The sequence below is a fragment of the Streptococcus sp. CL5.50 genome (assembly GCF_049738015.1).
In the GTDB taxonomy this organism is placed as follows: Bacteria; Bacillota; Bacilli; order Lactobacillales; family Streptococcaceae; genus Streptococcus; species Streptococcus mitis_CA.
Genome location: NZ_JBKOTR010000006.1, coordinates 119166 through 134368 on the forward strand (window position 1 = coordinate 119166; position 15203 = coordinate 134368).

Genomic DNA, 15203 nt, shown 5'->3' on the forward strand with positions numbered 1-15203 from the left:
AAAAGTCTTTCAAATAAGAAAAACGCATAGTATCAGGTGTTGAAAGCTTGATACTATGCGTTTTATTGTGGGAAGATTTTCGAAAAATATTAATCAAAATAAAGCAAGTCTTTGCTGGTGCTTGTAAAGAGGTCGAAGCCATCCTTGGTAACAACACCGCAGTCTTCAATACGGACACCGACTTTACCAGGGATATAGATACCTGGTTCAACAGAGAAGCACATGCCTTCTTCGATGACCATGTCGTTTCCTTCCATGATAGATGGGAATTCGTGGACATCCATACCGATACCGTGACCAAGACGGTGGTTGAAGTACTCGCCGTAACCAGCTTTTTCAATGACCTCACGGGCCGCGCGGTCCACTTCATGAGCAGTCACACCTGGCTTGATAAAGTCAAGAGCAGCTTGTTGGGCTTCAAGAGTTAAGTTGTAAATATCTTTCTTGAATTGGTCTGGTTTGCCGACAGCGACCGTACGAGTCATATCTGACGCATAGCCGTTGACTAGAACACCAAGGTCAAAGAGGAGAAGAGCATTATTTTCAACCTTATTTGCTGCTGGAATGCCGTGTGGATTTGCAGCATTATCACCTGTCAAGACCATGGTGTCAAAGCTCATTTCATAGCCTTCACGTTTCATAGCAAAGTCAATTTGAGCGATGATATCTGTCTCAGTCTTATCAAGAGAAATATTGTCAAAACCAACCTTAACTGCCTTGTCAGCATAGAGACCTGCAATCATCATTTTTTGCACTTCGTCAGCTGATTTGATGAGGCGCATGCGTTGGATACGAGGAGTGAGGTTGTTAAACTCAGCAGTTTCAAAAACTGTTTTCAAGCCATGATATTTGGTCAAGATGAGATTGTCAAACTCAACAGCGACACGTTTGAAGTCAAGTTGTGGAAGAGCATGTTTCATTTTTTGCCATGGATTTTCAGAGTCCACATAGCCCACAACTGGGAAGGAAACAGTGCTGCTCGCACGCTCCACTTCAAGGGCTGGGACAAAAAGGAGGGGTTCCTGATCCGCTAGGACAAAAAGGAACATTTGGCGTTCATGGGGATCACTGTAAAAGCCAGTGAGGTAATTGATTGTGACGGGGTCAGATACGACAGCGACGTCTAGTTTTTCTGATTCAAGATATGTTACGATTTGTTGTAATTTAGACATATGCTACCTTCTTTCTACCCCTCTATTTTGGCAAAAAATGAGAGAAAATGCAAGGGAGAAGGGTAAAAGAAAAGACAAAAAAACTCCGACAAGATAACGGAGTTCTTTGATATGATTTTTCTTGGTTTAAGAAAAGTCAGCCTTGCTTTTGACATCACTGTATTCTTCAGCGATTTCTTGACTGAGAATGTCCTCATAAGCAGGGAGTTGGATGTCCTGACCATATTTCTTCTTGAGGGCTGTAGTGACTAGGCGATAAGCCAGATTGGCATTGCGAGAGAGAATAGGCCCGTGGAAGTAAGAACCGAAAACATTTTTATAATGAACCCCTTCGCCGACTTTTTCTTCGTTATTTCCATTGCCATAGACAACCTGTCCCAGCGGTTTTTGGTCATCTGAGAGGAAGGTACGGCCCTGATGATTTTCAAAACCATAGTAGGTTTCATCGAAATCTTCATTGTGAATCTTGATGTCACCGATAAAACGGTTATTGGTCTGGTTGAGCGTGTAGTGGCCCATGACACCGAGTCCTTCGATGCGTTTTCCTGAAGCTTCAACATAATATTGCCCTAATAGTTGGAAACCACCACAGATAGCCAGAATCACACCGTCGTTTTGGATGTAGTTGTCAATGCTCTCTTTTTTAGCAGGTAGGTCGTCTGCAATGATACTCTGTTCAAAGTCTTGACCCCCACCGAAAAAGGCGATGTCGTAGTGATTTTCGTCAAAGTCATCATGGAGAGAAACGATATCAACGGTCACATGGGCTCCCAGCTTTTCAGCCACATACTTGAGCATGAGAATGTTTCCATTGTCCCCATAGGTATTCATGAGATTTCCGTAGAGGTGGGCAATGTTGAGCTGATAGGGGTAATTGCCATCTTTTGAGGAAAGTGAAGTATAAACCATTAGTTCATCTCCTTTCTAACAATCTGACGACTAGCCAGCAGTTCGCGGAATTCAAGCATAGCAGTATAAGTTGCCAGAATATAAGCATGCTTGCAGTCTTGGTTTTCAATGGTCTTAAGAACTTGTTCCAGACTACTTATTTCAGTGATTTTCTCAGCTGGATAGCCTGTCACTCGGAGACGACGTGCAATTTCAGAATGGCGAACACCGCCAGCGTTGATTTCAGGGATGTCCATGTCAGTGATTTGTTCAAAATCAGCATCCCAGATCCAGCTTGTATCAATTCCGTCTGCATAGTTAGCGTTAAGGAGGACAGATAGGCTAAATGGATAAGGAGCTAGTTTAATCATCTCAATAGCTTGGGTTGCACCGACTGGATTTTTAATCAAGACGAGGGTACATTCCTTGTCACCGATATGGAAGGTTTCTTGGCGTCCAAAGACAGCACGGCTCTTATCAAATCCCTGCTTGATGAGTTGGGAATCGGCACCGAGGAAACGGGCGATAGCAACCGCAGCTAGGGCGTTGTAGATATTGTAGAGACCACCGATTTGAATACCGTATTCTTGTCCGTCAATGACAAAGCGAGAGCGATTGTTGGTTAACTCAACCAGTTCTGTCAAGCGATAGTCGAGATTAGGACGTTTACATCCGCAACTTTCACAGATATAGGCACCCAAGTTTGCATAGGTATTATGCTCATATTTGAGGATGCCTTGGCAGTCAGGACAGAGGATTCCTTCGGTATTGTAGTGAGCTTCTCGAGCGGGTCCTTTTTCTAAGTCAAACCCAAAATACTGCACATGATTTGGAATATCCGGTTTGTAGAAAAGTGGACTGTCTCCATTAAGGAGAACAGTGGCAGTAGGTACCTTACGAATAGCATCCAAAATCATCTTGTAAGTTGTGTAAATTTCACCATAGCGGTCCATCTGGTCACGGAAGATATTCGTGATGACAAAAAGGCTTGGCTGGATATAGTCACAGATACGAGATAGACTGGCTTCATCGATTTCTAGAACGGCAATATTTTTCCCAGTTTTAGAAGATTTGGCTGTTAAGAAGGTTGTCGCAATTCCTGTAATCATGTTGGCACCGCTTGGGTTGGTCAGAACTTGACCATAAACTTCTTTTAAAATGCCGACAGTGAGGGCAGTTGTCAAGGTTTTTCCATTGGTTCCAGTGACCACGACAATCTCGTAGTTCTTAGCTAGGTTTTGTAAAATATCTTTATCAAATTGAAGGGCAAGTTTTCCTGGGAGCGTACTTCCACGGCCAAGACGGCTTAAAATGAAGTGGGAAGAACGCCCAGCAAGAAGGCCCAAAGTAGTTTTTAATTTCATGTTTCTATTATATCATAAAAGAAGGAAAAGACAGATTTGAGGTTCCGCAGAAGTAAAAACAGCCCAAAGAGGGCTGTCAGTTAAGATGAGATTGCAACTTAAATCGCAAACAAGTCATTCAAGTTCTCAGCCAAGGTTGGGTGAGTGAAGATTTGTTTTGTAAAGTAAGTGTAAGGAATCTTGTTGTCCATAGCAACAGTAATGATGTTGATGATTTCTTGAGATCCTTCTGAGAAGATGCTTGCTCCAAGAATTTCTTTTGTTTCAGTATTAACCACAGCTTTGAAGGCTCCGCGAAGGTCTCCGTTCACGTGACCACGAGGCATGGCTGCAACAGGAATTTCCTTAACGGCGTATGGAAGTTTCAAATCAGCTGCTTGGCTTTCAGTCAAACCGACTTGTGAAAGGGCAGGTGTGATAAACATGGTGTTTGGTACATTGAGACGATCTTCAAGCGTGTAGCTGCCATCTCCAGCAAGGTAGCTGTAAACAACACGGAAGTCATCAAGTGAAATGTAAGTAAATTGAAGACCACCGTTGACATCCCCAACTGCAAAGACACCAGGAACGTTTGTTTGACAATGTTTATCTACTTTAATAGCGCCACGTTCAGTAAGTTCAATGTCTGTATTTTCAAGTTGAAGTGGTTCTACGTTTGGCTTACGTCCAGTTGCGTAGAGAAGGGCGTCGAAACGGTAAGTTTCATTTTCAGTTACGACAAGGACTTGGTCACCGTCGTTTTTGATTTCAGTAGTACGGATATTTTGAAGCAATTCAATACCGTCTTCTTCCATGTATTGTTTAGCAAGAGCTGCGATGGAAGGTTCTGCACGAGGTAGGAATGTATCCAAGGCATCTAGGACTGTAACCTTGCTTCCAAGTTTGTTGTAAAGACCAGCAAATTCAAGACCGATATTTCCACCACCAAGGACTCCAAGTTTTTCAGGCAATTTGTCCAAGTTTTGGATACCTGTTGAGTCAAAGACGTTTTTGCTTGTAGCGAGTCCAGGGATTGGCAAGACATTTGAAACAGCACCAGTGTTGATGACGATTGTTTCAGCAGTCAGTTCTTTCTTTTCATCACCAGCTTGGATTTCGATGACTTTGTTTGAAAGGAAGTGAGCTTCCGCATCAAAGATATCGACGCCTGTACCAGCAACAGTAGCATAGTTTTTACCGTTGAGGCGACCAGTGACCGTGTTTTTGGTAGCAATCACTTCTTCAAAAGACAAGTCTTTCTCAGCAGCAACTAGCAAAGTTTTAGTTGGGATACAACCAATGTTGATACAAGTTCCACCGTACATAGCTTTGCTACGTTCAATGAGGGCAACTTTTTTACCAGCTGAAGCCAATTTACCAGCTAGTGTTTTACCAGCTTTACCAAATCCGATAACGATTAAATCATAAGTTAACATTTAGAGTTCCTCCTATTCGATTTTCATTCTAGCACAAGAAAAAAACTTTTGCACAATTCTGCTACGCTTTAAAAAAGTTTATGAAATAGTGGAAATTTCATCCTTATTTTCTCTGAAAAATCGTTTACATGAGTTTATCGATGGATTGGGCTATCTTTTGCTCTGTTCTTGTGTTATACTAGATAGGTTGCAAAGAAAACAGTACTTTTCTTTTGTGGAAAAGAAGCAACACGATTTTGTATCCAGTATATGAAAATACGTCATAAAAAGAAAAGTATAAACTAAGCCCTATAGGGTGGCTTCGCACCACCTTTAGAAAGAAGAATAACGTGAAATTTAATGAATTAAACTTGTCTGCTGATTTGCTAGCAGAGATTGAAAAAGCTGGTTTTGTAGAAGCCAGTCCGATCCAAGAACAAACTATTCCCTTGGCCCTTGAAGGCAAGGATGTTATCGGTCAAGCACAGACTGGTACAGGAAAAACTGCAGCATTTGGCTTGCCTACCCTTGAAAAAATCCGTACAGAAGAAGAGACCATCCAAGCCTTGGTCATCGCTCCAACTCGTGAACTAGCTGTCCAAAGTCAAGAAGAACTCTTCCGTTTTGGTCGTAGTAAGGGAGTCAAAGTCCGTTCAGTATATGGCGGATCAAGCATTGAAAAACAAATTAAGGCTCTTAAATCTGGTGCCCATATCGTGGTGGGAACACCGGGTCGTCTTTTGGACTTGATTAAACGTAAGGCCTTGAAATTACAAGATATTGAAACTCTTATCCTTGACGAAGCGGATGAGATGCTCAATATGGGCTTCCTTGAAGATATCGAAGCTATCATTTCTCGTGTCCCTGAAAACCGTCAAACCTTACTTTTCTCAGCAACTATGCCAGATGCCATCAAACGTATCGGTGTTCAGTTTATGAAAGAACCTGAGCATGTGAAGATTGCGGCTAAGGAATTGACAACAGAATTGGTTGACCAATACTATATCCGAGTTAAAGAGCAAGAAAAATTTGATACCATGACTCGTCTTATGGATGTGGAGCAACCTGAGCTTGCTATCGTATTTGGTCGTACAAAACGCCGTGTAGATGAATTGACTCGTGGTTTGAAAATCCGTGGCTTCCGTGCAGAAGGAATTCATGGAGACCTAGACCAAAACAAACGTCTTCGTGTCCTTCGTGACTTTAAAAATGGCAATCTTGATGTTTTGGTTGCGACGGACGTTGCAGCGCGTGGCTTGGATATTTCAGGTGTGACCCATGTCTATAACTACGATATTCCACAAGATCCTGAAAGTTATGTTCACCGTATCGGTCGTACAGGTCGTGCTGGTAAGTCAGGTCAGTCTATTACTTTCGTATCACCAAATGAAATGGGCTACCTCCAAATCATTGAAAACTTGACTAAGAAACGTATGAAAGGTCTCAAACCTGCAAGTGCAGAAGAAGCCTTCCAAGCAAAAAAACAGGTAGCTCTCAAGAAAATCGAACGTGATTTTGCAGATGAGACAATCCGTGGCAACTTTGAGAAATTTGGTAAGGATGCTCGCAAGTTGGCTGCTGAATTTACTCCAGAAGAATTGGCCATGTATATCTTGAGTCTGACTGTCCAAGATCCAGATAGCCTTCCTGAAGTGGAGATTGCGCGTGAAAAACCACTGCCATTTAAACCATCAGGTAATGGCTTCGGTGGTAAAGGTAAGGGAGGTCGTCGTGGAGATGACCGTCGTGATCGCGAACGCCGTGGCAATGGTCGCCGTGATGATTTCAAAAACGGCAGTCGTGGAAATGATCGTTATGATAAGGAAAAACGTTATCGTAAGGATAATAAAAAACCACGCAATACTTCAAGTGAAAAGCAAACAGGCTTTGTTATTCGTAACAAGGGCGATAAATAAGAAAAAGCGGTTCAAAACGAATCGCTTTTTTATATAAGGAGACCGAATGGAAAAAGAAAGATAAATAAAATAGATATATTATCTTCTTGTAATATTATAATACACAAAAATAAGGGGCTTGTCAATAGAAAAGAAGCAATTTAATTAAAAATATTCTTGTTTTTTCAAATTGCAATTAAATAAGCAATTTTCAGATAATAATTGAAAATTCAAGCTGTTTATGTTATAATGATAGCGATTAAATTCGAGGTGAAAAATGGCACATTTATTAGAAAAAACTAGAAAAATTACTTCTATCCTGAAGCGCTCAGAGGAGCAGTTGCAGGAAGAACTTCCCTACAATGCGATTACCCGTCAATTGGCAGATATTATTGACTGTAACGCCTGTATCGTCAATAGCAAGGGACGTCTCCTTGGTTATTTTATGCGTTACAAAACCAATACAGATCGTGTAGAGCAGTTCTTCCAAACTAAGATTTTCCCAGATGACTACATTCAAGGTGCGAACATGATTTACGATACAGAAGCCAATCTGACAGTTGATCATGATTTAAGCATTTTTCCTGTGGAAAGTCGTGCCGACTTTCCAGATGGTTTGACGACTATTGCACCGATTCATGTATCAGGGATTCGACTTGGTTCTTTGATTATTTGGCGCAATGATAAAAAATTCGAAGACGAGGACTTGATTCTTGTTGAGATTGCGAGTACCGTTGTTGGAATTCAACTCCTTAATTTCCAGCGTGAAGAAGATGAGAAAAATATCCGTCGCCGTACTGCTGTTACCATGGCGGTTAATACCCTTTCTTACTCCGAACTCCGTGCTGTTTCAGCAATTTTAGGGGAATTAAATGGAAATGAAGGGCAGTTGACTGCGTCTGTGATTGCAGACCGTATCGGAATCACTCGTTCTGTGATTGTCAATGCCCTTCGTAAACTTGAGTCTGCAGGGATTATTGAAAGTCGCTCACTTGGAATGAAGGGAACCTACCTTAAGGTTTTGATTTCAGATATTTTTGAAGAAGTGAAGAAAAGAGATTACTAATGACTAAGGCTTTGATTTCGATTGATTATACAGAAGATTTTGTTGCTGATAGTGGAAAATTGACAGCAGGCGCTCCAGCTCAGGCGATTTCGGATGCCATCAGCAAGGTAACTCGACTAGCTTTTGAACGAGGAGATTACATCTTCTTTACCATTGATGCTCACGAAGAAAACGATTGTTTCCATCCAGAAAGCAAGCTGTTTCCTCCTCACAATTTGATTGGGACTAGTGGACGGAATTTATACGGAGATTTGGGGGTCTTTTATCAAGAGCATGGTTCAGACAGTCGTGTCTTTTGGATGGATAAACGTCATTACTCAGCTTTTTCGGGTACTGACCTAGATATCCGTTTGAGAGAGCGTCGAATTTCTACAGTTATTTTAACCGGAGTTTTGACGGATATCTGTGTCCTGCATACAGCTATAGATGCCTATAATCTAGGATATGACATCGAGATTGTTAAACCAGCTGTTGCTTCCATCTGGCCTGAAAATCATCAATTTGCCCTAGGTCATTTCAAAAATACACTCGGAGCTAAGTTAGTAGATGAAAATTTAAATGAAATTTCAGAGTAATTTGGTTGATGAAATGAAAAAAATTGAAAAAAAGTGTTGACAAGCATCCTAAAAGTTGATATACTAGTAAAGTAATCGACGCGGGGATGGCGGAATTGGCAGACGCGCAGGACTAAGGATCCTGTGACCGCTTTAGGTCGTGAGGGTTCAAGTCCCTCTCTCCGCATAGGATAAGAGTTAGCTTAGGCTAGCTCTTTTGTTTTCATATAATTCAAGTAGAGCAAAAAAATTTTGCTCTTTTTTGTATTTCATAAACATTTCATATTTGGATTTTATAATAGTCTTACAAATATGGAGGTGACAAATGAATCCGATCCAAAGAGCTTGGGCTTATGTCAGCAGAAAACGACTGAGAAGTTTTATTTTATTTCTGATTTTATTGGTCCTATTGGCTGGAATTTCAGCCTGTTTGACTCTGATGAAGTCCAACAAAACAGTTGAAACCAATCTTTACAAATCACTCAATACCTCTTTTTCTATTAAGAAGATAGAAAATGGTCAGACATTCAAGTTGTCAGACCTAGCATCTGTAAGCAAGATTAAGGGACTGGAAAATGTTTCTCCTGAACTCGAGACGGTCGCAAAACTAAAAGACAAGGAAGCAGTGAGTGGCGAGCAGAGCGTGGAACGTGATGATTTGTCAGCTGCGGACAAGAACTTGGTTAGCTTAACGGCTCTTGAGGATTCATCCAAAGATGTGACCTTTACTAGCTCGGCTTTCAACCTAAAAGAAGGTCGACACCTCCAAAAAGGAGATTCCAAGAAAATCCTTATCCACGAAGAGTTGGCCAAGAAGAACGGTCTTTCTCTTCATGACAAGATTGGCTTGGATGCTGGTCAGTCCGAATCTGGTAAAGGGCAAATAGTAGAGTTTGAGATTGTCGGCATTTTTGCTGGTAAGAAACAAGAGAAATTTACAGGTTTGTCTTCTGACTTCAGTGAAAATCAGGTCTTTACAGACTATGAAAGTAGCCAGACCCTTCTGGGAAATAGTGAAGCTCAAGTCAGTGCAGCGCGCTTCTATGTAGAAAATCCTAAGGAAATGGACGGACTCATGAAGCAGGTGGAAAACTTGGCCTTGGAAAATCAAGGCTACCAAGTTGAGAAGGAAAACAAGGCTTTTGAACAAATCAAAGACTCAGTTGCAACCTTCCAAACCTTCCTAACCATCTTCCTTTATGGGATGTTGATAGCAGGAGCAGGGGCCTTAATTCTTGTTTTGTCTCTCTGGTTGAGAGAAAGGGTCTACGAAGTGGGAATTTTACTTGCACTTGGGAAAGGCAAGAGTTCGATTTTCCTGCAGTTCTGTTTAGAGGTAGTTTTGGTATCTCTCGGAGCTTTGCTTCCAGCATTTGCTACAGGAAACGCAATCACATCCTACCTACTCCAAACTCTACTAGCAAGTGGAGATCAGGCAAGCTTACAAAATACACTAGCCAAAACAAGTGGTCTATCAAGTAGTTTATTATCTTTTGCAGAATCCTATGTTTTTCTAGTTCTGCTTAGTTGCTTATCTGTAGCTCTTTGTTTCCTATTCTTATTTAGAAAATCACCGAAAGAAATTTTATCATCTATTAGTTAAGAAGGAGAAATCATGACTTTATTACAATTACAAGATGTTACCTACCGTTATAAGAACACTGCTGAAGCAGTCCTATATCAGATCAATTATAATTTTGAACCCGGGAAATTTTACAGTATTATTGGGGAGTCAGGAGCAGGAAAATCCACTCTCTTGTCCCTACTGGCTGGTCTAGATAGTCCTGTTGAAGGTTCTATCCTTTTCCAAGGAGAGGATATTCGTAAGAAGGGCTATTCCTACCATCGTATGCACCATATTTCCCTGGTCTTTCAAAATTATAACTTGATAGATTATCTTTCTCCACTGGAAAATATCCGCTTGGTCAACAAAAAGGCAAGCAAGGATACACTGCTTGAGCTTGGTTTGGATGAAAGTCAGATCAAGCGGAATGTTCTCCAGTTATCAGGTGGTCAACAACAACGTGTTGCTATTGCTCGTAGTTTGGTATCAGAAGCTCCAGTTATTCTAGCGGATGAGCCAACGGGAAATCTGGACCCTAAAACTGCTGGAGATATTGTCGAACTGCTCAAATCACTTGCCCAGAAAACAGGTAAATGTGTCATCGTCGTAACTCACAGCAAAGAAGTGGCACAAGCGTCAGATATTACACTTGAGTTGAAGGACAAGAAACTGACTGAAACTCGCAATACTACGAAATAATATGAGCTTTTTCTGTTAGAACTATAAAATAGAACAAAATCTAGAAAGGGAACCTATGTTATACAACGCATTTGCCTATGTTACAAGGAAGTTTTTCAAATCGATTGTCATCTTCCTGATTATTCTCCTCATGGCGAGCTTGAGTTTGGTCGGCTTGTCGATCAAGGGAGCTACTGCCAAGGCTTCTCAGGAGACATTTAAAAATATCACCAATAGCTTCTCCATGCAAATCAATCGTCGCGTCAATCAAGGGACGCCACGTGGTGCTGGGAATATCAAGGGTGAAGATATCAAAAAAATTACTGAAAACAAGGCCATCGAGTCTTATGTTAAACGCATCAACGCTATCGGAGATTTGACTGGATATGAACTCATCGAAACGCCAGATACTAAGAAAAATCTGACACCTGACCGTGCCAAACATTTTGGAAGTAGCTTGATGATTACAGGTGTCAATGACTCCTCCAAAGAAGACAAGTTTGTCTCTGGTTCTTATAAGCTGGTCGAAGGTGAGCACTTAACAAACGACGACAAGGACAAGATCCTCCTGCACAAGGACTTGGCAGCCAAACACGGCTGGAAAGTCGGGGATAAGGTTAAACTAGACTCCAATATCTACGATGCAGACAATGAAAAAGGAGCCAAGGAAACAGTCGAAGTGACAATCAAGGGACTCTTTGATGGTCATAATAAGTCAGCAGTAACCTACTCACAAGAACTCTATGAAAATACAGCTATCACAGACATTCACACTGCTGCAAAGCTTTATGGATACACAGAAGACACAGCTATTTATGGGGACGCAACCTTCTTTGTAACAGCGGACAAGAACTTGGATGATGTTATGAAAGAGTTGAATGGCATCAGTGGTATCAACTGGAAGAGCTATACACTCGTTAAGAGCTCATCTAACTACCCAGCTCTTGAGCAATCCATTTCTGGTATGTACAAGATGGCCAATCTCCTCTTCTGGGGTAGCTTGAGTTTCTCAGTTCTTCTCCTTGCCCTCTTACTCAGCCTTTGGATCAATGCCCGTCGCAAGGAAGTGGGTATTCTCCTCTCTATTGGTCTCAAGCAGGCAAGTATCTTGGGTCAATTCATCACTGAATCCATCGTGATTGCCATCCCTGCTCTTGTTTCTGCTTACTTCTTAGCTACTTACACAGCGCGTGCAATCGGAAATACTGTTCTTGCCAATGTCACTTCAGGTGTTGCCAAGCAAGCCAGCAAGGCTGCTCAAGCCTCCAACCTTGGTGGTGGTGCAGAAGTAGATGGCTTTAGCAAGACCTTGTCGAGCCTAGATATTTCCATTCAGACATCAGACTTTATCATCGTCTTTGTCCTTGCCTTGGTTCTAGTGGTTCTCGTTATGGCGCTTGCTTCAAGCAATCTCCTTAGAAAACAACCAAAAGAGCTTCTGCTGGATAGTGAATAACAAACTTGCTACCTATTCTCCCCTAAATGGGGTATAATATAGGTAGCATTTTTATCTGTTTTGTCTTGGTAAATCCTCTGTTTATCAGGATGAAAGCAAGTTGCTTTACAAGAAATTTAAAGGAATGTGAAACGTTTTTTCTATGAAAATTTTAATTGTAGAAGATGAAGAGATGATCCGTGAGGGGATCAGTGACTATTTGACGGATTGTGGTTATGAAACCATTGAGGCGGCGGACGGACAAGAAGCCTTGGAGCAATTTTCTAGCTATGAGGTGGCCCTGGTTTTACTGGATATCCAGATGCCCAAACTCAATGGCCTAGAAGTGCTAGCTGAGATTCGCAAAACCAGCCAAGTCCCTGTCTTGATGTTGACCGCCTTTCAGGATGAGGAATACAAGATGAGTGCTTTTGCTTCTCTGGCAGATGGCTATCTGGAAAAACCCTTCTCCCTCTCCCTCTTAAAAGTGAGGGTAGACGCAATTTTCAAGCGCTACTATGATACAGGACGCGTCTTTTCTTACAAGGATACCAAGGTGGATTTTGAAAGTTACAGTGCCAGCCTAGCAGGTGAGGAAGTAGCTATCAATGCCAAAGAGTTGGAAATTCTTGATTATTTGGTTAAAAATGAAGGACGAGCCTTGACTCGTTCTCAGATTATCGATGCGGTCTGGAAGGCGACAGATGAGGTCCCCTTTGACCGTGTCATTGATGTCTATATCAAGGAACTGCGGAAAAAGCTAGACTTGGATTGTATCCTCACTGTGCGCAATGTTGGTTATAAATTGGAGCGAAAATGAAACGAACAGGTTTATTTACAAAGATATTTATCTATACCTTCTCGATATTTAGTGTTCTGGTTATCTGCCTTCATTTAGCCATTTATTTTCTCTTTCCCTCGACTTATCTGAGCCACCGTCAGGAAACCATTGGTCAGAAGGCAACAGCCATTGCCCAGTCCCTAGAAGGAAAGGATAGACAGAGTATCGAGCAAGTCTTAGACTTGTATTCCCAGACTAGTGAGATCAAAGGGGCGGTCAAGGGAGAGATGACCGAGGACAAGTTGGAGGTTAAGGACAGTCTTCCTTTGGATACAGCTCGCCAAACCACCTCCCTCTTTATTGAGGAGCGCGAGGTGAAAACACAAGACGGTGGAAGCATTACTCTCCAGTTTCTGGCCTCCATGGATTTGCAAAAGGAAGCAGAGCAGATTAGTCTCCAGTTTCTTCCCTATACCTTGCTGGCCTCCTTTCTGATTTCCCTCTTGGTGGCCTACATCTATGCTCGGACCATTGTTGCTCCGATTTTGGAAATCAAGCGGGTGACCCGACGGATGATGGAACTGGATGCCCAAGTGCGATTGCGCGTGGATTCTAGGGATGAGATTGGTGATCTCAAGGAACAAATCAATAGCCTCTACCAGCATCTTTTGACTGTCATTGCGGACTTGCATGACAAGAATGAAGCTATTCTCCAGCTGGAAAAGATGAAGGTCGAATTCCTACGAGGGGCTTCCCATGAACTGAAAACACCCTTAGCTAGTTTGAAAATCCTGATTGAAAACATGAAAGAAAATATCGGTCGTTATAAGGATAGAGACCGCTATCTGGGAGTAGCCTTAGGAATTGTGGATGAGCTCAATCACCACGTTCTCCAGATACTTTCTCTCTCTTCTGTGCAGGAATTGCGAGATGATAGGGAAATAATAGATCTCCTCCAGATGACGCAAAGTCTAGTTCAAGATTATTCTTTGCTAGCAAAGGAGAGAGAACTTCAGATTGACAATAGTTTGAACCACCAGCAGGCTTATCTAAATCCATCTGTGATGAAATTAATCCTGTCTAATCTCATCAGCAATGCTATCAAGCACTCCATTCCAGGCGGCTTGGTCCGCATCGGAGAGAGAGAAGGGGAACTTTTTATCGAGAATAGCTGTAGTCCTGAAGAACAAGAAAAACTGGCTCAGTCTTTTTCTGATAATGCTAGTCGCAAGGCCAAGGGTTCTGGGATGGGGCTCTTTGTGGTCAAGAGTCTATTGGAACATGAAAAATTACCTTATCGTTTTGAGATGAAGGAGAATCGTTTGACCTTCTTCATAGCTTTTCCAAGAATCGCCTAAGACTAGGGAGAGAAAGGGTTTACATAGATGAAGCTAGAAGAAATTCAATCGAAACTGCGGGAAAAACTAGATTTTTTTGTCAAAAAGTGATAAAATGAACAATGTAAATGGGATGACCCATAAAAATATACAGGAGGCCTGATAAAATGGCAATCGTTTCAGCAGAAAAATTTGTCCAAGCAGCTCGTGACAACGGTTATGCAGTTGGTGGATTTAACACAAACAACCTTGAGTGGACTCAAGCTATCTTGCGCGCAGCAGAAGCTAAAAAAGCTCCAGTTTTGATCCAAACTTCAATGGGTGCTGCTAAATACATGGGTGGTTACAAAGTTGCTCGCAACTTGATCGCTAACCTTGTTGAATCAATGGGTATCACTGTACCAGTAGCTATCCACCTTGACCACGGTCACTACGAAGATGCACTTGAGTGTATCCGAGTTGGTTATACTTCAGTTATGTTTGACGGTTCACACCTTCCAGTTGAAGAAAACCTTGATAAAGCTCGTAAAGTTGTAGAATTTGCTCATGCAAATGGTGTATCAGTGGAAGCTGAAGTTGGTACTATCGGTGGTGAAGAAGACGGAATCATCGGTGATGGTGAATTGGCTCCAATCGAAGACGCTAAAGCAATGGTTGAAACTGGTATCGACTTCTTGGCAGCTGGTATCGGTAACATCCACGGTCCTTACCCAGAAAACTGGAAAGGTCTTCACCTTGATCACTTGCAAAAATTGACTGAAGCTGTTCCAGGATTCCCAATCGTATTGCATGGTGGTTCAGGTATTCCTGATGAGCAAATCCAAGAAGCTATCAAACTTGGTGTTGCGAAAGTTAACGTTAACACAGAATGCCAAATCGCATTCGCTAACGCAACTCGTAAATTTGCTCGTGACTACGAAGCAAACGAAGCAGAATACGACAAGAAAAAACTCTTCGACCCACGTAAATTCTTGGCTGACGGTGTAAAAGCTATCCAAGCATCAGTTGAAGAACGTATCGACGTATTCGGTTCAGAAGGTAAAGCTTAATCTAGCTGAACAATACAGATAAAACC

At 41.9% G+C, this 15203-nt stretch carries 13 protein-coding genes and 1 tRNA gene; 10 read left to right on the plus strand and 4 right to left on the minus strand.

Annotated features, from left to right (window positions below; genetic code table 11):
- Window positions 1–89: 89 nt before the first annotated feature.
- The 4 genes from ACLNCV_RS05530 to ACLNCV_RS05545 form a co-directional block, all read right to left on the minus strand.
- Window positions 90–1172, minus strand: a complete 1083-nt coding sequence (locus ACLNCV_RS05530) for a M24 family metallopeptidase (protein ID WP_084888658.1) — start codon at window positions 1170–1172, stop codon at window positions 90–92.
- A gap of 126 nt (window positions 1173–1298) precedes the next feature.
- On the minus strand, window positions 1299–2081 hold the full coding sequence (gene gatD, locus ACLNCV_RS05535; protein ID WP_125454721.1) for a lipid II isoglutaminyl synthase subunit GatD: 783 nt from the start codon (window positions 2079–2081) through the stop codon (window positions 1299–1301).
- The gene (gene murT / locus ACLNCV_RS05540) at window positions 2081–3424 is read right to left on the minus strand and encodes a lipid II isoglutaminyl synthase subunit MurT (RefSeq protein ID WP_261023703.1); all 1344 of its coding nucleotides are present in this window, start codon (window positions 3422–3424) and stop codon (window positions 2081–2083) included. Before murT ends, gatD begins: the two co-directional genes overlap by 1 nt.
- 98 nt (window positions 3425–3522) lie before the next feature.
- Window positions 3523–4839, minus strand: a complete 1317-nt coding sequence (locus ACLNCV_RS05545) for an FAD-containing oxidoreductase (protein WP_261019993.1) — start codon at window positions 4837–4839, stop codon at window positions 3523–3525.
- 329 nt (window positions 4840–5168) lie between these two features.
- Between ACLNCV_RS05545 and ACLNCV_RS05550 the strand changes: the two genes are divergently transcribed.
- The 10 genes from ACLNCV_RS05550 (at window position 5169) to ACLNCV_RS05595 (ending at window position 15177) form a co-directional block, all read left to right on the plus strand.
- Entirely contained in the window at window positions 5169–6734 is a 1566-nt protein-coding gene (locus ACLNCV_RS05550) for a DEAD/DEAH box helicase (RefSeq protein WP_424844952.1), read from the plus strand.
- A 256-nt stretch (window positions 6735–6990) separates the two neighbouring features.
- Window positions 6991–7779: a GTP-sensing pleiotropic transcriptional regulator CodY gene (codY, locus tag ACLNCV_RS05555; protein ID WP_000940738.1), complete on the plus strand. Its 789-nt coding sequence runs from the start codon at window positions 6991–6993 to the stop codon at window positions 7777–7779.
- Entirely contained in the window at window positions 7779–8354 is a 576-nt protein-coding gene (locus ACLNCV_RS05560; RefSeq protein WP_414299465.1) for a cysteine hydrolase family protein, read from the plus strand. The genes codY and ACLNCV_RS05560 overlap by 1 nt, the downstream gene beginning before the upstream one ends.
- A gap of 80 nt (window positions 8355–8434) precedes the next feature.
- A tRNA-Leu gene (locus tag ACLNCV_RS05565) sits at window positions 8435–8520 on the plus strand.
- 138 nt (window positions 8521–8658) lie between these two features.
- Window positions 8659–9936, plus strand: a complete 1278-nt coding sequence (locus ACLNCV_RS05570; protein WP_424844953.1) for an ABC transporter permease — start codon at window positions 8659–8661, stop codon at window positions 9934–9936.
- A 12-nt stretch (window positions 9937–9948) separates the two neighbouring features.
- Window positions 9949–10596 carry an ABC transporter ATP-binding subunit Vex2 gene (vex2, locus tag ACLNCV_RS05575; protein ID WP_000173751.1) on the plus strand — a complete coding sequence of 216 codons (648 nt, stop codon included), beginning with the start codon at window positions 9949–9951 and terminating at the stop codon, window positions 10594–10596.
- Between the two features lie 55 nt (window positions 10597–10651).
- Window positions 10652–12031: an ABC transporter permease gene (gene vex3 / locus ACLNCV_RS05580; protein WP_247949454.1), complete on the plus strand. Its 1380-nt coding sequence runs from the start codon at window positions 10652–10654 to the stop codon at window positions 12029–12031.
- Window positions 12032–12173: 142 nt separating this feature from the next.
- Entirely contained in the window at window positions 12174–12830 is a 657-nt protein-coding gene (gene vncR, locus ACLNCV_RS05585) for a response regulator transcription factor VncR (RefSeq protein ID WP_237446996.1), read from the plus strand.
- Window positions 12827–14149 carry a sensor histidine kinase VncS gene (gene vncS / locus ACLNCV_RS05590; RefSeq protein WP_084925849.1) on the plus strand — a complete coding sequence of 441 codons (1323 nt, stop codon included), beginning with the start codon at window positions 12827–12829 and terminating at the stop codon, window positions 14147–14149. The genes vncR and vncS overlap by 4 nt, the downstream gene beginning before the upstream one ends.
- A gap of 146 nt (window positions 14150–14295) precedes the next feature.
- The gene (locus ACLNCV_RS05595) at window positions 14296–15177 is read left to right on the plus strand and encodes a class II fructose-bisphosphate aldolase (protein WP_004255734.1); all 882 of its coding nucleotides are present in this window, start codon (window positions 14296–14298) and stop codon (window positions 15175–15177) included.
- The last annotated feature ends 26 nt before the right edge of the window (window positions 15178–15203 follow it).